A 21,922-nucleotide genomic window follows, 5' to 3' on the forward strand; every position below is an offset into this window, starting at 1 on the left:
GGGGTCAAAACAACCTGGCCGCAGGGGTCATCCGCGCCTGGGTTTTCCAACTCAGCGTACTGGCCGCAGAGTATGGAAGAGAGCCCGTGCAAATCAGTCGGATTGCCGAGAAAGAGAAGATTCCCCGGCGTTTTCTGGAAGGAATACTGCTCTCGCTTAAAAATATCGGAATGTTGAATAGCACGCGAGGCAAGAGCGGCGGCTATTATCTGTTGAAAGATCCGCGGGAAGTGATATTGTTCGATGTGGTAATTTGTTTCGAAGGTTCGGTGAGTATGCTGGCATGCGTGTGCGAAGATCAATATATGCCATGCGAATTTTGCAAAGACGAAGATAATTGTCCTATTCGCAAACCGTTTTCAGAGATTTATCGGCATATTATAGACGTATTGCGTCGAACGACATTGGCCGATTTGGTAAAAGAGCAACACGTCAACAACGATAAAAGTAAATCTTGCATGCTTTCAGAATAATAAATCACAGATTAAATCCCACTCTATGAATTATTGTAGGTTAACCGAACTGATAGCAATTATTCGATTATTCAAAAAAATAATCATATTTGCATAGAATTAAAAGAATTGCTTGAAAGTAAGAAAAACAAGCGGCAAAGATTTTTTTGTAACTTAATCCGTTGCTTTTTTTATAAGATTCTCTTCCAAGTCATTCGTGCCCAGATAAATAATCAGGGCAATATCAAAGATACGATTAAGCGAGAACAAAACGCAAACTTGTTTGTGTTTTGTCGAGCGGGAGTATCTTCGACGAAGTCAAAGATACGATAAGTTGATTGCAGGTTTGCATTTTTTCCGAGAGGGAGTATCTTCGGCGCAGCCAATGATACACGGCACCGGAGCAACAACGGCAACGTGCCGGAACTCCGGAGCACATCCGGAATCCCGACACGCTGTCAAGCCTTGCGGCGGCGATTATTCGATCGTTACCTTCGTAACCGTATAGCCGTCGCCCACGACGAGGAAGCCGTCCTGCGCCTCCATGAGCGAGAGCGACAGGTCGGTAAGCACATACTCCAGCACCTGTTCCCCGGAGATCGTGATATCGCCGCGATTGGGGTCGCCCTCGCCCGTGAGTATGTTGTTCCACCAAGCGGTCGTGCAGGCTCCCTGGCCGTTGCCGTCGACATACACACGAACGATGCTGCCCGCATGAACGAGGTCTTTCATCGTCGTCTTCAGCGCATCGAACGGCGTACCCCACGTGACGGCGAACGAACCTTCCCAAAGCGTCGTCTCGGCGGTTATGACCATCGTCGCCGCATCCGTCATGTCGCTGCCGTCGACGAACTTCACCGCTTTTCCGTCCTTGGCGGCCACTTTCAGTTCGTAGCTCCCGGCCGGGAGTTCCGGCGTCGTGAACGAGAGCGACGTGCTGCTCTGCGCCACGACGGTGCACGGTTTGCCGCCGACATGGACCGAAGCGACTTTATCGAGGTTCTGCCCTGCGACGGTTACCTCCGTGCCGGCCTTCGCCTCGAAGCGGGCCGCCCCGAACACCGGTAAGGAGGACACCACGATAGTGCCCGCACCGTATACGAACCCTTTGGCGTCGGCTACCGTGAGGCTGTAGTTGCCGTCGGCCATGCTCGGAACGTCATACTCCACATAGCCGCCGTCCTCGGCAACATAGCGGGCCGCAGCCTCTTTCGTGCCGACGATCACCTTGGCGACCTTGTTCATGTTCGTGCCATGGAGCGTGGCGGCGGCAGCGGGAGCCACCAGCCGCTCCAGCGTCAGCGATGCCGGTACGGGGTCTCCGTCGCAAGGCCGGACGATCAGTCGCCCCATGCGGGAGGTTTCGAGCCCCCGAAGCGTCGTAGCGACGATCTTCAGCATATATTCTCCCGCAAGCAGCGGCAGGTCTATCGTCAGCCCCTCGGCCACCTCCCGGTCGTCGACGTACCATTTGACGACGGTGAAGTCCATCGGAGAGACGATCACCTCCTCCTTCAGGTTCTGGTCGCGGGTCATATTCCGGAACACGCCCGGAACGCCGTTGGTCCAATCGCCGAAATAAGGATTGAGAATTCTCGGATAATCCTCCTCGCCCGCCGTGGTGAACGGGTCCTCGTTGTCCGTGCAGCTCGTCGCTACGGCTGCCGCAGCCATCAGCATAGCCAGCAAGATTGATATCTTTTTCATGATTTAGAGCTTTTTATAGTTACCTTCTTTGGTGTCCCACCAGTTCCGTTTGTGCCAGTCGTCGGTTCCGCCCAAACGTTCGATCGCCTCCTTGTAGTGGGTAGTGTTGTATTTCAGTTCGAGATTCGGGTATTTCAGACGCACAGGAGGGGTCATATTGCTGTCCTCGTAGGTAAATCCATCGAAGTAGCCGAACTGCTGACGCTCCAGAAGAACCGGATAATCCGACCGGCGGAGATTCGCCCACCCCTCGGCCGGATTGGTCAGGTGGTGTATCCACGCCTGGGTGTTGATGGCCTCCTTGGGATTGTCGCCCAGCGGATTGGCCGCAATGTAGCTGGCGATCTCCCTGTCGGAGATCTTGTCGACCAGGGCATAATGGTCGTTCAGGAACCGCAGGGCGGCACCGATTCCGGCCTCGTAATGGCTCTGCGCATTGCCGTTCACCGCCCAACCTTTGACCACAGCCTCGGCCAGCAGGAATTCCGTTTCCGCCGAGGTGAGCAGGACACCCGGGCAGGCCGAATCCTCGAACGCGACGGCCAGGAACGGACGCACCATGCGGGTCGGATAGTTGCTCTGGTCGTAACCGGCGGTGGGATTCTCCTTTACCAGGCGCGCCAGGGTCGGAATGTCGTCGTTGGTCGGGACCGTCGGCCAGTTGTGGTACCACGCTTCGCCCGGATTGTTCGGCTGCGTGCCCGCACCGCCCTGCTCTTTCCAGGCATTGACCTCGTCGGTGACGTCGAAACACCCCTCCGGAGCCGTTTCGATGCGCGTCGTGTTGATGTAGTTGCGGCAGATGCGGTGCAGACGCGGGTCGCCCGTCTCCTCCATGCGGTTGTAGAGCGTCGAACAGACGAAGGTCGGGGAGGTCGGGTCCTGTCCGTAGAGCATTTCGCTCAGCGCATTGGCCCGGAAATCGAGCTCCTTCGCACCGTCGTAGAGCGTGAACGGAGCCGTCGTGTGGATCACATAGGCATCTTCGGCCGCCGTGCGGATATAGCCGCCTTCGGCACGCATCGCCTTTTCGAACTCCTCCTTGGCCTTGGCAGGCTCGATGTCGGAGATTCTCATCGCGAAACGCATGCGCAGGGAATTGGCGTATTTCTTCCATGCCTCGGGGTCGCCGCCCAGGCTCGTAACGTCGCCGCCGATGTGGTCGTTGCCCGTGCCGAGCTGCGCCACGCATTCGGCAAGTTCCGTGAAGAAATAGTGGTAGATCTCTTCCTGCGTGTCGTATTTCGGCGTCGCGATTCCGGCCAGATAGCCTTGTCCTGCCTCGGAGCACGGCACATCGCCGTAGGTATCGGTCAGCACCGACAGCAGATAGACCTTATGAATCCGCAATGCGGCATTGAGGTTCGGTTTGTCGTGGGAACGTTCGATCGCATCCGTCAGATTCTTGATCGCAATGGTGTAGTAGCGGTCCCATAGCTGGCTCATGATGTCGTTCTTCGCCCAGTTGGAACCGGCGTGAGCCGCTACGTTCCATCCGCCCATATAATACTGCGTGAATCCCGTGATGTAGTTGCGGTAGGTATCCATCAGTCCGAAATCGCCGTAGGTCTGCAAGAGGGCCGTGGTGAGTTGGGTGCTCGGGTCGATCGTCGGAGACTTCGTTCCGTCGGTATTCATCTGCTCCATATAATCGTCGCTGCAGGAGTTCGCGCTGAGGACGGCACATGCGGCGAACAGCGTTATCAATAGGTTTTTCATGATCGATCGTTCGTTTTAGAATTTGACATTGACGTTGAATCCGAAACTTCTGCGCGAGGGCAGCGAACCGTATTCCAGTCCCATACCCGACGTATTGTAGCCCGAATCGGGATCAATGTTCGGAATGTTTTTCCAGACGATGAACGGGTTGCGGGCCACGAACGAGACGCTGAGCCCCTTTACCGTTTTGCCGAGCATCCGTTCGGGGAAGGTGTATCCGAACGTGATTTCGCGGCACTTTACATACGAATTGTCGTAGACGAACATGCTCGGGGCGTTGGTCGAGACGCTTTCCCAATAGTTCTGCGGGTCGATAGGTATCGTATTGGGGGAATAGGTGCCGTCGCCGTTGTCGATGACGCCGGGAGCTACGAATCCTTGCGCGTCGCCCGATGCGCGCCACTCGACGAGGGTCTTGCCGGCAGACAGACGGGCCTCTTCGGAATTGTACCAAGCCTGGCGGCCTTCGAGTGTAGAGTTCGCTTTGCCGGTCTGGAAGGCCGAACGCATGGACATGGAGAACAGGTCGGCCCCGACCTTGACGTCGAACCCGGCCGAAAGACGGAAGTTCTTATAGGTGAATGTCGTATAGAAACCGCCCGTCCAGTCCCAGGAGGCATTGCCGATCGTGCGGGGCGTATTGTCGTAGAGCGGCAGACCGGTCTCGGGATTGATCAGCACGTCGCCGTTTTCGTTGCGCAGGAAATCGGGCGCGACGATCGAACCGAAGTTCTCGCCCACTTCGGCGCCGACCGAAACGTTGCACCAGCGGGCGCTCTCCAGTTCGAAGTAGTCCATGCCCTCGGTCAGCGACTTGACTTTGTTGGAGTTCTTGGAGAAATTCACGCCCAGGTCCCAGGCGAAATCCTTGTACTGCACCGCGCGGCCATTGATCGCCACCTCGATACCGCGATTGGCGATTTCGCCGGCATTGATCAGACGTGACGGATAGCCCGAAGCCGAAGACGATGCCAGACCGATGATCTGGTTCTTGGAGGTCTGATCGTAATAGGTAATGTCGACGCCCAGTCGGTTGTGGAAAAATTTCATCTCCAGACCCAGTTCATAGGCACTCGTCATGGTCGGCTTGAGATCCTTGTTGGGCTGAACGTCGTTGTTGATCATGCCGATGGTATAGCCCGGGTAGGAATACTTGCCGGTCGTATAGCTCAAAGCGAGCTTATAGGGATCGGTGTCGCTGCCGACCTGAGCCCAGGAAGCCCGGACCTTGCCGTAGGAGAGCACCCGCGAATTCTTGACGAATTCCGAGAAAACCAGCGACGCCGAGACCGAAGGATAGACGTAGATGTTGTTCGCCACAGGCAGCGTCGACGATTTGTCGCCGCGCAGGGTGGCCTCCAGATAATAGGTATGGTCGTAACCCAGGCTTACGCTGCCGTAGAGCGAACAGATCTGCTTCTCGTAGGAGTTCTCCTGCATGCTCTGCTCCTGGTAGTTCATCAGAGCGATGATACCATCCATCTGCTGGTCGAGTCCCGTGAGGATCGTGGTCTTGTTGTCGACGCGGAAAATGTTGCCGCCCAGCGTGGCGTTCAGGTCGAAGCTGCCCCAGTTGTTGTTGTAGAGAGCGAGCAGTTCGGCATTGAGAGTACGGTTGTGGAAGATGCTCTTCTGATACTGTCCGGCAGCCTTGCCGGGCGTGGTGCGGGCGATATACTCTTCGAAGGTCATGTCGTTGATGTCGGTTCCGATCGTGCCCTGAATTTTGAGGTGTTTGTTGACGTTGTAGATCATTTTGCCCGACAACCGGTAAACGTCCTTCAACGAGGTATTCCGGTTCTTGTAGAGGTCCCAGTAGGGGTTGCGGTTGTACTGGTCGTTGCCGTTCCAGTTGTAATACTCTCCTTTTTCGTTCTGATAGTTTTTCAGCCAGGCTTGGTTGTAGGTGCTGGCGAGCGTCATCAGGTTCTTGCCGACGTTGCTTTGCGAATCGCCGAGCGCGGGACGGTTCAGGACGTCTTCGTGGGTGTAATTGGCCGTAAAATCCAGGTCCACGGCCCCGAGCGAGGTGTTTACGCGGAGATTGAAGTTGTCGCGGCTCATCTTCGTGTTGGGCAGAATGTCGCGGTTGCGCATGTCGGTGAACGAGAAGCGCATGCCCGTCTTGCCCGAACTTGCCGAAACGATCCCCGTATTCTGGGCCGTGAAGCCGGTGCGGAAAAACTCGGACGTGTTGTCGGGATAGATTTTGAACGGCCGCTTCACGCCGTCGAAATACTCCACCAGGAATCCGTCGGCCTTCGGGCCCCAGCTCGAATTGGTTCCGGTCGTGGCCGTAGGCGAATACTTGCCGTTGTTGCCCATGCCGTAAATCTGCTGCACGTCATCCCATTTCGCCAGCTGGGTATCCACGGTGATCGAACCGTTGTACTCTACCGAAAACTTGTCTTTGTCGGCCTTCTTGGTCGTAATCAGAATGACGCCGTGCGAAGCCCGGCTTCCGTAAAGCGCCGATGCGGCGGGGCCTTTCAGCACGGTCATCGTCTCGATATCGTCGGGATTGACGGCCGAAATGCCGTCGCCCAGGTCGTAGCCGCCGTCCTTGCCTGCGCTGCCGAAGTTCGTATTGTCCAGGGGCACGCCGTCAATGACATAGAGCGGCTGGTTGTTGCCCGTCATTTCGGTGTTTCCTCGCAGCAATACCCGGGTCGAACCCGAAACGCCGCCTGCGGTCTGGCTCACGACCAGCCCTGCGACCTTACCGGCCAGCGAGTTGATGACGTTCGTCTCCTTGGCCTTGGTGAGCTCCTCGCCCTTGACCTCCGACAGACCGTAACCGAGCGCTTTGCGGTCGCGCTTGATGCCCAGAGCCGTCACCACGACCTCGTTGAGCATCACGCCGTCGTCCTCTTCGAGGATCACATCCATCGTGGTGTAGGCGGCCAGCGTCTTGTTCCGATAACCCAGATAGCTGAATTCGATCTTGCTGTCCGCCGGACAGTTGAGGGAGAACTTGCCGTTCGCGTCGGTCGTAGTGCCCGCCGTCGATCCGACCACGACGACCGCGACACCGACCAGCGGACCGTTCGCATCGCGCACGACGCCGGTCACCTGCTGCTTGTCGGACGCAGCGACACCGCCGGTACTGCCGCTGGGTTGCGCAGCAACCGTTGCCGTACCCGGCAACCACATTACGCCTGCCGTCAGCAGACATAAAAGTACTTGTTTAGCGTTCATTTTACATTCATTTAAGGTTGTTTATGAAGTTTTGTGTCGGTATTTCACTCTTCGGCATCCGTAATCCTCGCCATTTCCCGGCTTGTCAGCGGATAGACGTACAGGAGGGCGGCCATGACCACGGCGATCGCAGCCGGGATATAGCTCATGGTCAGTTTCATGCCCAGTATGGCGGTTTCGCTCTGCGCTGCCGCGTTGGGCACCAGCCCGAAAGCATCGAAGAGGACGAGGAGGGCCGATCCGGCGATTGCCCCTCCGAACTTCTGGGCCATGCTGCCGCTCGAAAAGATCAGGGCGGTGGACGAGGTGCCGTGCACGGCTCGGGAGTACTCCGCCACATCGGCATACATGCTCCATACGAGCGGGCTGACGATACCCGTCAACAGACTGATGGCCACTTGCAGGAGCAGCATGGCGATGAATCCGCCGTTGCATACGGGCACGTAGAAGAAAGCGACGCTCAACACGGCCAGGAAGACCGACGAGGCGATGAAGGTGCTCTTTTTGCCGAGTCGGCGGCTCAGCGGCACGGCGGTAATCACGCCCGCCATGTTGCACACCTCGCCCACGGCGAGAAACAGTCCGGCGAAGAAAAGGAACGACCAGCCTCCGAGATGGATGCTCGCCTGTTCGCCGATGTAGTATTTGAAATAGTAAGCCACCGTAGCGCCGCGCACCGTGTTGAACAGGTTGGTGCAGAGAGCGCCGCCGGTGATGATCCACCAGGGAAGGTTCGTGACGAGGGCCTTGAAATCACTGCCCAGACCGGCGCTTTTCGGGCTGCGGACATGTTCTCGGGTGAGGAGGAACGACCCGATGAAAAGCAGCAGGCAGCAAACGGCGATCACGGTCATTGCCCCCTGCCATGCCCCGGCCGCGAGGTCCGACGATCCGAACAGGGGATGCGAGGCGAAGAAGTCGCACAACGGCTCCCACGCAAAGAGCGCAGTGAACGAACCGCCGTAAGCGAAGAACATGCGATAGCTCGAAAAGACGGTCTTTTCGTCGCTATCGTGCGTCAGCACGCCTAACATCGAGGCATAGGGCACGTTGATGCCGGTATATACCGTCATCATGAGCAGGTAAGTGAAATAGGCCCAGGCGACTTTGCCGCTCGGGCCCCAGTCGGGCGTCGTGAAGAGCAGCACGCCGGCGACGGCGAACGGCAGGGCGAACCACAGCAGATAAGGCCGGTATTTGCCCCAGCGGGTCTGGGTGCGGTCGGCAATGACGCCCATCATCGGATCGGAAACGGTGTCCCATACCCGTGTGACGAACATCAGCGAAGCGGTCTGCGCCAGCGAAAGTCCGAAAATGTCGCTGTAGAAAATGGGCAGGTAGTAGGAAAAAACTTTCCAGAACATATTGCTCGACATGTCGCCCATGCCGTAGCCGATTTTTTCGAGTAGCCGATTCATCGTCGAAAATCGTTACATGGTGACCGTTACGGTGTGTCTTCCCGGGGTGACCTCGACGACATTGCCCTCGATCGGGCAGCCGTCGACTACGATCGAGCGGACCCCGCGCTGCCGTCCCTCCGGGTTGCGGACGACGATTTCGAACTCGGCTCCCCGGAAGCGCCGCACGACTCTATACCCCGAGAGCGTTGCGGGGATGCAGGGGTCTATTTGCAGCCCCTCGAAAGTCGGCCGGATGCCGAGGATATATTGGGTTACCGTATACCAGTTCCATGCGGCCGTGCCCGTCAGCCAGGAGTTCTTGCCCTCTCCGGGCTTCGCAGCATCCTTGCCCGCGACCATTTGGCAATAGACATAGGGCTCGACCCTGTGCAGGGCCTGGTCAGTGATCCACGCAGGGCATATTTTCGTATAGTGCGCCCACGCATCGTCGCCGCGTCCGGCCATCGTCTCCGCGATAATTACCCACGGATTGTTGTGGCAGAAGATGCCGGCGTTCTCCTTGTAACCGGCCGGATAGGAGGATATCTCGCCCAATTCCACGCGATAGTTCGTATAGGCCGGCCAATTGAGCACCATGCCGTGCTCGCTGTCGAGATGGCGTTTGCACGAATCGAGCGCCTTCCCGACCATGCCCTCCTCCGAACCGATACCGGCCATGGCGCAGAATCCCTGCGACTCGATGAATATCTTGCCCTGGTCGTTCTCGGCCGAACCAACCTTGTTGCCGTAGAAATCGTAGGCCCGCAGATACCACTCGCCGTCCCAGCCGTATTTCTTGACGGCCTCGACCATCCGCGCCACCTCGCGGCGGGCGCGTTCGGCCTCTTCCCGGTCTGCTGCGACCTCGCACAGGTCGGCATACTGGCTGCCGCAGAAAACGAAAAGCCCGGCGATCATCAGGGACTCGGCACGGCTGCCCTCGGTCTGGTTTTCGGTGGTCTGGAACGACTCGTCGGGGTTCAGGGAAAAGCAGTTGAGGTTCAGGCAGTCGTTCCAGTCCGCACGGCCGATCAACGGCAGAGCGTGAGGCCCCAAGTTGTTGACCACGTGATCGAACGAAACGCGCAGATGCTCCTTAAGCGGCACTTCGGTGCCGGGTGTGTTGTCCCAAGGCACGGGCTCGGTGAGAATCGAGAAGTCGCCCGTTTCCTTGATGTAGTTCACCGTGCCGAATATCAGCCACATCGGATCGTCGTTGAATCCGCCGCCGATGTCGTTGTTGCCCCGGCCGGTGAGGGGCTGGTACTGGTGGTAGCACCCGCCGTCCTCGAACTGCGTGGAGGCGATGTCGAGGATGCGCTGCCTTGCACGGTCCGGCACCTGATGCACGAACCCCACCAGGTCCTGGTTCGAATCGCGGAAACCCATGCCCCGGCCTACGCCGCTTTCGAAATAGCTGGCCGAGCGCGAGAAGCAGAACGTGATCATACACTGGTACTGGTTCCAGATGTTGACCATCCGGTCGAGCCTCGCCTCGCCGCTCTCGATGCGGAACGAGCCGAGCAGCCGGTCCCAATAGGCGCGCAGCTCCTCCCAAGCCTCGGTCACGGCCTCTGCGGTGGCGAAACGGGCGATGACCTCGTGCGCCTTGCGTTTGTCGATCAGCGTGACGTCCGATGCCTGTGAGCAGAGCAGCTCTCCGCGCTCCTTGCGCACCCGCTCCTCATCCGAGAATTTTTCTTGCGGTTCGTTCTCCGCGTATCCGAGCAGAAAAATGTAGTCGCGGCTCTCGCCCGGCGCCAGCTCCACCTCCAGGAAGTGCGATGCCACAGGGCTCCAGCCGTGGGCTACGCTGTTGCCGGACTTGCCGTCCGTCACGCACTGCGGGGCTTCGAATCCATTGTAAAGTCCGAGAAAATGCTCCCTGTCGGTGTCGAATCCATCGGCTTCGGCGTTGGTCAGCGCATAGAAAGCATAGTGGTTGCGGCGCTCCTTGTACTCGGTCTTGTGGTAGATCGTCGTGGCCCGTTGGTTCGGGTTGCGCAGCTCGATCTCCACCTCTCCGGTCGACCAGTTGCGCTGGAAATTCTCCATATCCGCGGCGGCGTTCCACAGACACCACTCCGCGAAAGAGAAGAGCTTGATCCGCTTCGCGCTGTCGGTGCGGTTCGTCAGCGTCAGCCGCTGCACTTCGGCATGGGTATGCAGCGGGACGAAACAGAGCAGGCTGGCTTCGAGTCCGTTTTTACGCCCCGTAATGCGGGTGTAATTCAGTCCGTGCCGGCACTCGTAGTGATCCAACGGCGTCTTGCAGGGTTTCCAACCGGGATTCCACACCACGCCTGCGTCGTTGATGTAGAAGTACCGTCCGCCATTGTCCGTCGGTACGCCGTTGTAGCGGTAACGGGTAATCCGCCGGAATTTGGCGTCGCGATAGAAGTCGTATCCGCCTGCCGTGTTGGAGATCAGTCCGAAGAAATCTTCGTTCCCGAGGTAATTGATCCAAGGAAACGGTGTCTGCGGGTCGGTGATCACATATTCCCGATGCAGGTCGTCGAAATATCCGTAATTCATTGCGTGTGGTTTTAGGATGGTTATTCGAGCAGCAGGTCGACGAGCGGTTTGTCCTTATAGTCGTGGGCGGCCTGATCCCAGAACCCGAAATCGCCGTCGTAACACCATGTAGCCCAGGCGATATCGAACTCCTTGAAAACGGATATCATGTCGCGGGTCCAGGCATAGGCCAACTCCCGGTCCACGGGTTCGTAGACGCCCCATTCGCCGCAGAAGAGCGGCAGACCGTATTTCGCGGCGCAGTCGATCGCATCCTTCATCTGGGCCTTGATCCGGTCCCTGTTCCATTCCTCCCGGGTATAGGGCTCCACCTGCGAGCGGATCTCTTCGGGAGCCGCCTCGTAATCCGCTTCGGACACCATGACGCCCGGATAGGCGATCGCACCGGCGTATTTGCCGATCGGCGTCCACCAGGCGCCGCGGTGCGTCAGAATCATCGGATTGTAGTAGTGGAAGCTGAGAACGATGTTCGGGTCGCCCTCGGGGACGCGCAGGTACTTGAATGTCTCGTATCCCTGCCACATGTTGGAACCGATGACGAGCGTGCGCTGCGGCTCCGCTTCGCGCAGCGCGCGGTGCACTTTGGCGATCAGTTCGTTCCACTGCTCGTGTTCTTCGGCGACGGGCTCGTTCATGAATTCGTAGGCCACGTAATCCGTACTGTAACTGCGCAGGACCTCGGAGAGCTGATACCACATGTCGATCAGGTCCTGCTGCGCCTTCTCGGAATTGAAAAGCGTGTTGGCCTCCGCGTTGCCCTCAAGCACCGCATTGAAATAGTGGGAGCGGATGATATGCAGATCCACGATCGCCCGCAGTTCGTATTTGCGAGCCCAGTCGAGCGCCTGCGTGAGCAGTTCCCATGCCTCGGGAAGCCGGTTGCCCTGCTCGTCCCAGAATTGCACCTCGTCGATGGGAATGCGCACGAAGTCGAAACCCAGTTTGGCCAGACGCCGGAAATCGTCCTCCTGAATGTGATTGCGGCGGGCCTCGCCGCGCTCGTCGTTTTGCGACAGCCAATGGCTCAGATTCGTTCCCCGTTTGATGCGGAAGTTGTTGGTTCGGCTTCTCTCGCCGCACGAAAGGCAGCATACGGCAGCCAGCAGAAAGGTCAGTAGTTTTTTCATCTTATTGTTTCTTAGGTTTTTTCGTGTTCCGAGTCGCCGATACGGCCTGGTAGCCGGTCACCCCTTCGAGAATCCAGGGCGAGCGCACCTTCATGCCTCGGTGGCGGTCGAAGATGCCGAATTGCTCGCGGCCGTTGCCGAAGGCGTTGTTGTCCCAGATGAAGGTGGAGAAGCCTCGTTTGCGGGCCTCTGCGATGAATGTCTTGCAATAGTAGGTCGCATTTTCGTGCGCCCGATCCGCTTCGCCCGACTTATAATGGTCGGTGACGCCCCATTCGCCGATGACGATTCCCAGCCCCCGGTCGGACCACGCGGCGCTTACCCGGTCGAAAAAGTCCGCCAGGGTCTTCTCGTCGCTCGGAGAGGTCTCGCCGTACTGTCGGAAGGGTGCTCCCCAATAATAGTATCGGCACTCGCCGCAATAGTCCCACGGATTGTAGAAATGGAACTCCACGCTCAGATAATCGTTTGCGTTGTCCCCGGCATCCTGCGGAACGATGAAATCGCCGTCGTGCAGGCCGAAATCCGGATTGCAGACGTAGGTCTGGACGATCAGGTGGCGTTTGGCGTTGTTGCCGCCCGTAGCGCGGACCACCTCGACGAACATCTGATTATAGGCATTCTGCACCGCCAGATTCTCCTCCGTAGGGGCGCCCCAGTTATCCTTTTCGTGCACTTCGTTCGTGCCTGCGAACGCCAGACGGTAGTCGTAATCCCGGAACTCGCTCGCTATGTTGTTCCAAAGAAGGGCCAGCCGGCGGCAGTTCTCCTCCCGGCAGGCATACGTAGGTCGGCTTTCGAGCCACTTTTCGTGATGGACGTTGATGATTACCTTCATGTCGCAGTCGAGGCAATAGCCCACCACCTCCTTGATACGGGCCATCCAGGTTTTGCTGATGCTCATGGCGGCGCTGTTGGTGATGTGGCACTGCCAGCGGATCGGAATCCGGATCGCATCGAATCCGGCGCGCTTCACGGCTTCGATCGTTTTGCGGGTTACTGCGGGATTGCCCCATGCGGTCTCGGCGCGGTCGGCTCCCTCGGGATCGTCGAGCGCGAAGGATTCGTTGTCGAATCCGTAGGGCGGACATTCGAACTGGTTGCCGAGATTCCACCCGGCCTTAACGCCTGCGTTCCATTCTTTGGCGGTCGGCTGACCGTAACCGCCCGTGACGGAACCGAGCGACATCGCCGCACACAGCGACGAAACAACCAGCGTCATACTCGTACGCTTCATGGTAGGTCGTAAAATTTTAGGTTTCGGTTGGTTTTATCCCCGGCGACGGGCATAGGGCCCTTCGCGGCGGGTATGCAAAAGTATCGAACCGTACCCGCCGCGAGGTCTGAATCCAAACAAGAAAGGTTTGAAAATCGAGGAAATGTCGATTTTCAAATCTTCTTTGTCGGGATTTATACCCGATACTATCTGTATTTGGAGGGCGAAACGCCGAAGTATTTTTTGAAGACGGTGCTGAAGTATTTGGCGTTGTCGATTCCGACCATCGCGGCGACCTCCGCCACCGGCTGCCCGTTACGCAACAGGGCTGCCGAGCGTTCCAGGCGGATGATCCGGATGAAATCCTGCGGGGATTTGCCCGTATAGGATTTCAGCTTTACATAGAACAGGGTGCGGCTCATCGCCATTTCGCGGCAGAGCCGGTCAATCGTAAAATCGCTGTCGGCGAGGTGCTCCACGATCAGCCGGGTCGTTTTGTCGATGAACTGGTCGCGTTCGCCCTCCTTTTTCCCGTCCGGCAGTTCGTCGGCCACCCGAAGCCGATTCTGGTTGACGTCGGGACTGCTGACCACCAGACGCATGTATTTCGTATGCAGCTCGTAGATCTTCCACGCCCCGAAGAAGGCTCCGCCCAGCAGCAGCGCATAGAGACACCGCATCCACCAGGAATTCCACCAGGGCCGGCCGATGACGATCCCCAGTTCTATTTCATCCAGCACGTGAAGGCTCGTGCGGCTGACGCTGCGCAGATACAGGACATGGCTGCCGGACTCCATATTCACGAAACGGATGCTTTGCTCCTCGGTCGGCTTGCTCCATTCGCCGTCGCCGATTTTGTATTGATAGGCTATGTCGAACTGATTGCGCAGATTGATCGCCTCGAAACCGATCTCGAACGTCCGCGAATCGTAGTCGAGTTCCACGCTGCCTTTCCGCAACATCTGTCCGACCTGCCGACTGAATTGCTCGCTGTCGTTGTTCGTGCAGCGCAATCCGAGCAGATGGAGTTCGGCCTGGTAATCCACATTCCGAATATGCCGGGGATCGATCTCCACGGCTCCCTCCGTCGTGCCGAATATCAGTCTGCCGTCCGACAAGTCGGCCACGGCGCCCTGGACATACTCCCGGGAGAGTCCATAGCAATAGTTGACGTTCATGGCCGTCCCGGGATTCCGCGCAGAGAGGAACGTAAGCCCCCGATCCGTACCGGCCCATATCCGCCCCAGCCCGTCGCCCGCAAGGCTGTTCACGATATTGGACGGAAGTCCCTGCTCCGTCGTGATCTGCTCGCAGGCGCCGCTGCAGGTGTCATAGATGTAGATGCCGCCTCCGTCGGTTGCGATCCACAGGCGTTGATCGGTCACGCACAGGTCCAGTACGTACCAGCAGACATCGTTTTCCTCTCCCTTGGGATTGTAGTGCAGCTCGGTGACACCCCCTCCCTCGCTCGGATCCACGATCATCACTCCCGCGGCCGTACCGACAGCCATGCGCCCGTCCGGCAGCTGCTCGATCGCCTTGACCGTTTCCACATCGTAGTATTGCAACTCGTCGCCACAGCACCGGACGAGTTTCTTCTCTAAACACCCCATCCAGAGGCCCTTGTCGCGGTCTTCGTAGAGACAATAGACGTGGTTGTCCTTCAACGCTCCGTTCTGAACCGTATATTTCGGAACGACCTTCCCGTCGCGTGCGATTTCCAACACGCCGTAGCCGTAGGTCGCGGCAAGCAGCCGTTCGTCACGGGTCTTGCAGATATCCAGCACCACCATTCCGCGGGCCGTGTGCCGGAACCGCGAGGTGCGCTGGTCGTAGATGCTGATGCCGTCGTCCGTACCCAGGAGCAGCAAGGCGCCGTCCTGACGCAGGCAATTCACGTGGTCGTTGATGATCGACTGGTCGTTGTTGGGAACATGGAAATAAAATGCCGTCACGCTGCCGCCCTCCAGCGGCCGGGCGATATCGACCCCTCCCGAATAGGAACCGATGACGATATTGCCCCAATGGTCCTTGAGCAGCGAATAGACTCCGTTGCCGTGCAATACGCCATACGAATTTTCGGAAGCGTCGAAAAGGAGTTGCGCACGCCCGTTCTGTCTCCTTTCGGTCCGATATACGCCCGCTCCGTCCACCCCGACGAGCATCGTCGAGGCATCGTAGGGGCAGAAATCCCGTACGGGAATATGCGGCAGTCCGTCGCACAGGACGACCTGGCGGGTCTCCGTATTCACGGTCAGCACCCCGGAAGAGAACGTGCCGAGCCAAAGCCGGTGATTCGTGCCGTCATAGTATCCACTGATGATATCGTATTCGGCCAGGTGATTCATCGTCTCGTCCGTTCCGGCCTCATCCCGGACATAGAGTCCGTTTTTCGTGAGAAAGAGCAGCCGTCCTTCCGCTTTCACGATCGCATTGGCATATACATCGGGCTGAACCGCGGTGATTTCGTTCCCCTTAAGTCGAAAGATGCCCTCCCGCATGGCAGTCCATATCTCGTCGTCTGCTACCAGAATATCGTTCAGCACGACCTCGCGGCCCAGCGTGCCGGCAATATCCGCGCGCTCCTCGAAGCGGTTGCGCTCCGGGGAGTACCCGAAGATATGCCCGTTGTTGTCGAAGGCATACAGATCAGCTTGGGCGTCATGCGACTGCACCAGCCGGATGTTGCGGCCTGCGAAATCGCTGTATTTCGTTTGCTGGCCGATAGTGTAATGGCTGATGTTGGTGCCGTTATAGCGCTCTATACAACTCTTCGAGGACCACCATATCGCCCCGTCGGCGGTCTGAACGATCGAGAAGATGCGCTGGTTGCAAAGTCCGTCCTTCGAGCCGAGGTGCGTGAAGGTGAAATTCTCCGCCTTCATCGCCCATGCTGCGGGTGTAAATACCAGTGCAGAAACGAGTATGATGAGCATATGCCGATATCCGAGTCCTGCCATCGTCTTGTATAAATTTTGAGGTTCTTACACAAAGATAGCAAAAATCCGGTATTTGCATACGATTCCGCCTTCCGCTGGTCGGAGGGCGGATGTTTCGGCATTTCCGGCAGCTCGATCGTCCCCTGAATCAATCCTGCATCTTTCAACTCTTTGAGATGTTACGACACCGTGGCTTTCGAGAGGGGTAACACTTCGTGAATGTCGCCGAAACAACAACACTCCTGTTTCGCCAGAAAATGCAGAATTGCAGTTTACGCCGGATGTCCCATTGCTTTTGCAAATCGCGCAAGCTGCTCTTGTTCTATGCTACATATCTTTTCTGCCATACCTTTCGTTATTTGTTGTTCGCAACAATTACGAATAATATTTATATCTAACGATAAATCATGTCAAATCGAAAATTAAAATCCAAAGATATTTGAGATTGGTTTTTAATCCTTATATTTGCAAGCACAGAGTTGTTTGAAATCTATAAAGAACGAGGTGGATTTAAACTCTTTACTGCTTACTTATCCGTTGCCTTTTGTTATGCGATTTTTCTTCTAAATCATTTACGCCCAAACAAATATCTCCGGGCAATCTCAAAGATACGAATAAGTTGAGTGCAATGCCAAATTTATTTGAGCATTGCCGAAACGAAGTATCTTGAACGAAGTTAAAGATACGAATAAGCGAGGGCAAAAGCAAGCGTTAGTTTCATTTTGCCGAACATACAGGGAGGGGGCGATTTTCAGCAAGGTCGAAGGTAGGAATTTCGTTGCAGAAGCGTTATCTTTGTGGAAAGATAATTCCTTTTGCAGGACGCCAGCCAGCATCGGCCCCTGCCCCTGATCAACTCCGCACGCTATGCACACATCCTCGCCGCACGCACTCTATTTTTCGCCTACGGGAACCACACGCCGCGTCGCCGCGGCCATCGCCCGAGGAATCGCAGGCACCGCACCGATCGCCGAGACGGATCTGACGCATGCTCCGGCTCCCGCCCGAACACTCGCCCCCGAAACGGTGGCCATATTGGCGGCACCCGTATACGGCGGGCATATTCCGCCCGTGGTGCTGGAGCGCTTGGAAGCGCTTCGCGGCAACGACACGCCCGCCGTGATCGTCGCGGTCTATGGCAATCGGGCATTCGGCCAGGCCGTCGCCGAACTGGCCGACTTCGCCGCACAGCACGGCTTTCGTCCGATAGCCGCCGCAGCATGCGTGGGCGAACACTCATACAGCACCCCGGCCACTCCCATCGCCGCAGGACGCCCCGATGCCGAAGACCTGGCCGAAGCGGCCGCCTTCGGAGAGCGCATACGGGAAAAACTCCGCTGCGACGATCTTCGGGCTGTCGACGTCCGTCGTCTGCACGCGCCCCGCACCCCGCTGCTCTCCCTGGCACGCTTCATCGGGTTCGTATTGGCTTACCGCCGTCGGCAACGCCAAAACCCCATTGTCCGCACCCCGGTCGTCGACACGGATCGATGCACCCGCTGCGGCCGGTGCGCATCGCTCTGCCCGACTCAAGCCATCGCTCCCGGCAACGAAACGCACACCGACCCGGCACGATGTCTGCGCTGCTGCGCCTGCGTCAAAGGGTGCCCGGCCGCAGCCCGCAGCTATGACACCCCCTTCGCCGCGGCCCTGGCACGCAACTTTGCGCGGCGCAAACCGCCCGTCACGCTCTTATGACCGTCGAACGTCTCTCCCGCCCCACGACCGAGGAACTCGACGCGCTGACCGACCTTTGGGAAGCCTCGGTACGCGCCACGCACGACTTCCTTGCGCCCGAGGACATCCGGTTCTACCGCCGGATCGTACGCGAAGAAGCACTTGGGGCCGTGACGCTTCACGTACTGCGCGACGGCAACGGCGCATTCGCAGCCTTTGCGGGGACCGCGGGCGACCAACTCGAAATGCTTTTCGTAGCTCCGCCGCAGTTCGGACAAGGACTGGGCCACTGCCTTGTCGAACACCTCACGGGATGCTGCGGCATACGGAGGGTCGACGTCAACGAACAAAACCTCGGGGCCGCGGCTTTCTACGCCCGGCTCGGGTTCCGCACCGTTGCCCGCGACGCCTGCGACCCTGTGGGCAAACCCTACCCGATCCTGCATCTGGAACGATAAAAAAAAGAGAACACGCTCAACGGTGTTCTCTTAAATCTGTGCCCCGCCCAAAGCAGGAATGCGGCGTCACGCCTCGATTGCAGGCGCCCGGGAAGAAAGAGTCTCTTCGGAAGAATGTTTTTCTTCGATTGCAGGTGCCTCCTCGGAAAAATGCCCCTCTTCGGGAACCGCCGGCATTGCAGAAACGGGCGGCACGACCGTCGGCCGGACGATGATGCTGTCGACGATGAATTTGGTAAATCCCCGCCAGGGCAGTGCGCCGAAATACTCTTTGTAATGCAATTCCAGAGTCTTGCCGCTCTGCAACATCAACTCGCGGGCCAGCGTCTCGTCGTCGACCGAAAATTCGAACTCGTACGACTGCACCGAACCGGCCGTTTTGGAGCGGATGCCCGACTGGATCAACTTACCTTCGTAGGTCTTGAAAAGCACCCCTTTGTAAACCACATAGTTCAATTCGCCGCTTTTCACGCCCTCGCCGAAGACGAAGAAGAAACGGAAATAACAAAAGATGCCCGCCGCAACGAGGAGCAAGAACACGAAGATTCCCAAAAATTTTCTCATAACAGACCTTGTTCGCCGCCACAGCGGCAGCAATATGCAAAGGTAACATTTTTTTTGCGACACAGCATTGGAAGCGGCAGAATTAATGCGGCATCCTTGCTTGCGAAACACACAAAAAGCAGATACGCCACCGGAGCGGTCGACAGACCGCAAAAAAAGGAGCCTCGTCTCCGAAGCTCCCGTTCGTCACACGGCGCTCTCGCTAACGCACTTCGATCTGCCGGGCTGCGGGCGCAGTCTCGGAAGCGGTCATCTTGGGGATTTCGATCGTCATGACGCCGTTCTCGACCCGGGCCGTGATTTTGTCGCGCATGATGTTGTCCGGCAACAAAAGCCCCTGCTGGAATTGCGTATAGGAAAATTCGCGGCGCAGATAAGTGCTTTCGGGCTTCTTGGCGCCCTCCTTCTTGTCGTCTTTCTCCTCGGTCTGGGAATCGGTGCATTTCTGCACGGAGACGATCAACTCGTTGTCCTCATTGATATGCACCTTGAAATCATCGCGCGTCATGCCAGGCGCAGCGATCTCGACCTTATAGCCGGTCTGATCCTCGATGATGTTCACGGCAGGCGCCGCAGCACTGCGATGTTCGAGCCACCCGGGCGACAGGAAGTCGCTGAAGATGCTGGGCAGCCAATTGTTCTGGTTACGTCTTGCAGGTGTCATTGCATGGTCGGTTTTAGGATTCACAAAAAGATTCACAAATCGCCCGCGCACAAGCCGCAGGCATCCGTCCGACGGACAAATCCCATGCCACGAAAAGGGAAACGAAAAGCAACTGCGGATTCCTACCGCAGCCCCTGCCCCCAAAAGAGCGAAACAAAAAATTCGGCCTGCATCGCTGCAAGCCGAACAAGTCGTGGTACCACCGGGAATCGAACCAGGGACACAAGGATTTTCAGTCCTTTGCTCTACCAACTGAGCTATGGCACCATCCGCGAAAAAGACGGAACATTCCGTAATTATCGTGGCACAAAGATAGGCAAAAAATCGGAATCTGCAAAAGAATCTCGGAAAAATTCGTAATTTTTCAATATGTTTATCCGCAAGATCCCCTCCTTGTTACTCTGCTCCGCAGGCTGCGGAGCACGTTTGCGGGTCTCCGCCAAGGAAGGCTGCGGCCCGCACGGCCCGAAAGCTGCGATAAACGCGGAAATCCAGACGCCGATATGTTTTTGCAAAAAAGCGGCTTTATAATCCCTGAAGCACCTCGAACAAAGGATATGCCATAAAACCACTCTCCCTGCTTATCGCCCCCCAAGTAAAAGAGACCAGCAACATCCTCGAATCCAAAATAAGCGTGGCGAGAAGCAAGGATCAATCTAATCCAGGCTCCAATCCCGCAATCCCCCAACTCCGCAAAAAATGCCAAACCATCTCATAAGCCCCGCACATCCCATCGGAGCATAGTATAAACCCCATCAAGCACTGCCTCTACCTGCAAATACCCGTTCAAAACTCTGCCAAATCCCGGCAGCCTCGCAAAGAGTGCATACCCCTTATAAGTATTTATAATAAAGCAGGCTGCCCGGAAAAGGCAGCCTGCACCAAGGATAAAACACTTATCACGGACGACTACTCAAGAAAAGAGAGCGCCGTACCATTCGGCGGGCATACCGCCGTCATCGACGAGCGAAAGCTGACCCATGACATAGGAACCGAACGTAACAGGCGTCCATTCGATCTTGAATGTCTTGCCGACCCAGAAATCGGCGAAAGTCTTGGCTGCACCCTGGTAGAATACCTGACCGTTGCCGATGGAGTCGTCTTCGAAAGTCATCTTCGTGATCGTAAACTGATCCTCCTCCTCGTTGAAGGTAAGATAGTAGGTATAGTAGCCCATGAAGCGGCCTACCTGCCAAGCCATAATCAAGCGCGGCTGTCCCGATTCGGAGGTGGTAAACTCCAACTGCACGACGTTCAAAGGCATACCGAAACGAGTTGTAAGGAACTGGTAGGCCGACATCATATGATAACCGAACTGGTTGTCGGCCTGCGCCATCGAGGGGAACATCTGCAAAACGGTCTGCATGACGGTGTAGAGCTTGCCCGGCCCCAGCATCTGGTGGAGCGGGAAAATAGGATCGACCTGATCCTCGACAGCGACTTCGGCACCGTCGACAATGGCGCTGTAAGACTGCGTATCTGCCTTCCAGGCAAATCCGGTAATGGTTTTGCCTGCGATGACGACCGGCTCGACCAGATCGACATCCTTGTTCTGCTCGATCTGCGTGAAACACGTCGTCTCGGTCACGTTGCCCGACTCGTCCTCATAAAAGAAAGTGTTCGAGCGGCCGTTGAACAGCACGTTGACCTGGGCGTCGCCCACCGGGAAGTGGCAGTTCAGCCCCTGCTTGTAGGTAATGACGTCGACCAGCACCGCCATCAGACCGCCGGCCTTGATGGAAGTCTCCTCCTCGGCCGTAGCCTTGCGCAGCGAGGCGTCGACCCGGTTGACACGGCCGGTCAGGGAGAACACGCCGTCGGCATAGCTGTCGATCTCGAATTCGAAGTCGGTTCCGAGTCCCATGTTACCCGAACCGCCGCTGATGTTGTTGTCCGGATCGTTGATGATCGTCAGATAGGAATAGGTGTCGAACGAGAGCGTGGGCCGCTGCAACGAACGGATGTTGAAAGTCGAAGTCTTGGGCACGCCGTTCAACGACGGATAGTTGATGTTGTCGGTATACATGGTTACCTTGTTGTCGTCGGTAAAAGTCATGTAGAACCGGTAGTATCCCTCGTCGGTCATCACATCGGCGATCCAGCCGTGCTCGGCGGACGCCAGTTCGTCGATGTAGCTCTTGATCATGGCATCGACCCGCGCATCGGCGCTGCCGTCCATGGTAATGACCTTTTCCTCGCAACCCGCCAGGAACACGACCGCGCAGAGGGAAAGCAATATACTTGACAGTTTTTTCATGTTCTGCAA

At 57.2% G+C, this 21,922-nt stretch carries 13 protein-coding genes, 1 tRNA gene and 2 pseudogenes; 3 read left to right on the forward strand and 13 right to left on the reverse strand.

Annotated elements, in window-relative coordinates:
• A partial coding sequence (locus QZ298_RS08340) for an Rrf2 family transcriptional regulator (protein ID WP_296007992.1) occupies positions 1 to 473 on the forward strand: 473 nt, incomplete at its 5' end.
• Between the two features lie 456 nt (positions 474 to 929).
• Here the strand turns inward: QZ298_RS08340 and QZ298_RS08345 are convergent.
• From QZ298_RS08345 to QZ298_RS08385, 9 genes and pseudogenes are all read right to left on the reverse strand, one after another.
• The gene (locus tag QZ298_RS08345; RefSeq protein WP_296007996.1) at positions 930 to 2,159 is read right to left on the reverse strand and encodes an IPT/TIG domain-containing protein; all 1,230 of its coding nucleotides are present in this window, start codon (positions 2,157 to 2,159) and stop codon (positions 930 to 932) included.
• Positions 2,160 to 2,162: 3 nt separating this feature from the next.
• A complete protein-coding gene (locus QZ298_RS08350) occupies positions 2,163 to 3,878 on the reverse strand; it encodes a SusD/RagB family nutrient-binding outer membrane lipoprotein (RefSeq protein ID WP_296008000.1) in 1,716 nt (571 codons plus the stop codon).
• Positions 3,879 to 3,893: 15 nt separating this feature from the next.
• Positions 3,894 to 7,076 carry a SusC/RagA family TonB-linked outer membrane protein gene (locus tag QZ298_RS08355; protein WP_296008003.1) on the reverse strand — a complete coding sequence of 1,061 codons (3,183 nt, stop codon included), beginning with the start codon at positions 7,074 to 7,076 and terminating at the stop codon, positions 3,894 to 3,896.
• A 44-nt stretch (positions 7,077 to 7,120) separates the two neighbouring features.
• Entirely contained in the window at positions 7,121 to 8,494 is a 1,374-nt protein-coding gene (locus tag QZ298_RS08360; RefSeq protein ID WP_296008006.1) for a glycoside-pentoside-hexuronide (GPH):cation symporter, read from the reverse strand.
• A gap of 12 nt (positions 8,495 to 8,506) precedes the next feature.
• Entirely contained in the window at positions 8,507 to 11,011 is a 2,505-nt protein-coding gene (locus QZ298_RS08365) for a glycosyl transferase (protein ID WP_296008009.1), read from the reverse strand.
• A gap of 20 nt (positions 11,012 to 11,031) precedes the next feature.
• Positions 11,032 to 12,138 carry a cellulase family glycosylhydrolase gene (locus QZ298_RS08370; RefSeq protein ID WP_296008010.1) on the reverse strand — a complete coding sequence of 369 codons (1,107 nt, stop codon included), beginning with the start codon at positions 12,136 to 12,138 and terminating at the stop codon, positions 11,032 to 11,034.
• A 1-nt stretch (position 12,139) separates the two neighbouring features.
• Entirely contained in the window at positions 12,140 to 13,327 is a 1,188-nt protein-coding gene (locus tag QZ298_RS08375) for a glycoside hydrolase family 5 protein (protein WP_296008036.1), read from the reverse strand.
• A gap of 233 nt (positions 13,328 to 13,560) precedes the next feature.
• Positions 13,561 to 16,314, reverse strand: coding sequence for an AraC family transcriptional regulator (locus QZ298_RS08380; RefSeq protein ID WP_296008013.1), 2,754 nt, complete (start codon positions 16,312 to 16,314; stop codon positions 13,561 to 13,563).
• Positions 16,315 to 16,412: 98 nt separating this feature from the next.
• Positions 16,413 to 16,640: pseudogene (locus QZ298_RS08385) on the reverse strand (ArsR/SmtB family transcription factor); the annotation flags it as partial.
• 520 nt (positions 16,641 to 17,160) lie between these two features.
• Between QZ298_RS08385 and QZ298_RS08390 the strand changes: the two are divergent.
• Positions 17,161 to 17,991, forward strand: a complete 831-nt coding sequence (locus QZ298_RS08390) for a 4Fe-4S binding protein (protein WP_296008016.1) — start codon at positions 17,161 to 17,163, stop codon at positions 17,989 to 17,991.
• The gene (locus QZ298_RS08395; protein ID WP_296008019.1) at positions 17,988 to 18,428 is read left to right on the forward strand and encodes a GNAT family N-acetyltransferase; all 441 of its coding nucleotides are present in this window, start codon (positions 17,988 to 17,990) and stop codon (positions 18,426 to 18,428) included. Before QZ298_RS08390 ends, QZ298_RS08395 begins: the two co-directional genes overlap by 4 nt.
• 210 nt (positions 18,429 to 18,638) lie before the next feature.
• Here QZ298_RS08395 and QZ298_RS08400 read toward each other — a convergent pair.
• The 4 genes and pseudogenes from QZ298_RS08400 to QZ298_RS08415 all read right to left on the reverse strand — a co-directional run.
• A pseudogene (locus QZ298_RS08400) lies at positions 18,639 to 18,992 on the reverse strand (hypothetical protein); the annotation flags it as partial.
• A 202-nt stretch (positions 18,993 to 19,194) separates the two neighbouring features.
• A complete protein-coding gene (locus QZ298_RS08405) occupies positions 19,195 to 19,656 on the reverse strand; it encodes an Hsp20/alpha crystallin family protein (protein ID WP_296008022.1) in 462 nt (153 codons plus the stop codon).
• 194 nt (positions 19,657 to 19,850) lie between these two features.
• A tRNA-Phe gene (locus QZ298_RS08410) sits at positions 19,851 to 19,923 on the reverse strand.
• A gap of 646 nt (positions 19,924 to 20,569) precedes the next feature.
• A complete protein-coding gene (locus QZ298_RS08415; protein WP_296008024.1) occupies positions 20,570 to 21,913 on the reverse strand; it encodes a DUF4302 domain-containing protein in 1,344 nt (447 codons plus the stop codon).
• Between the last annotated feature and the right edge of the window lie 9 nt (positions 21,914 to 21,922).

Origin of the sequence: uncultured Alistipes sp. (assembly GCF_910580175.1) — a bacterium.
GTDB lineage: Bacteria > Bacteroidota > Bacteroidia > Bacteroidales > Rikenellaceae > Alistipes.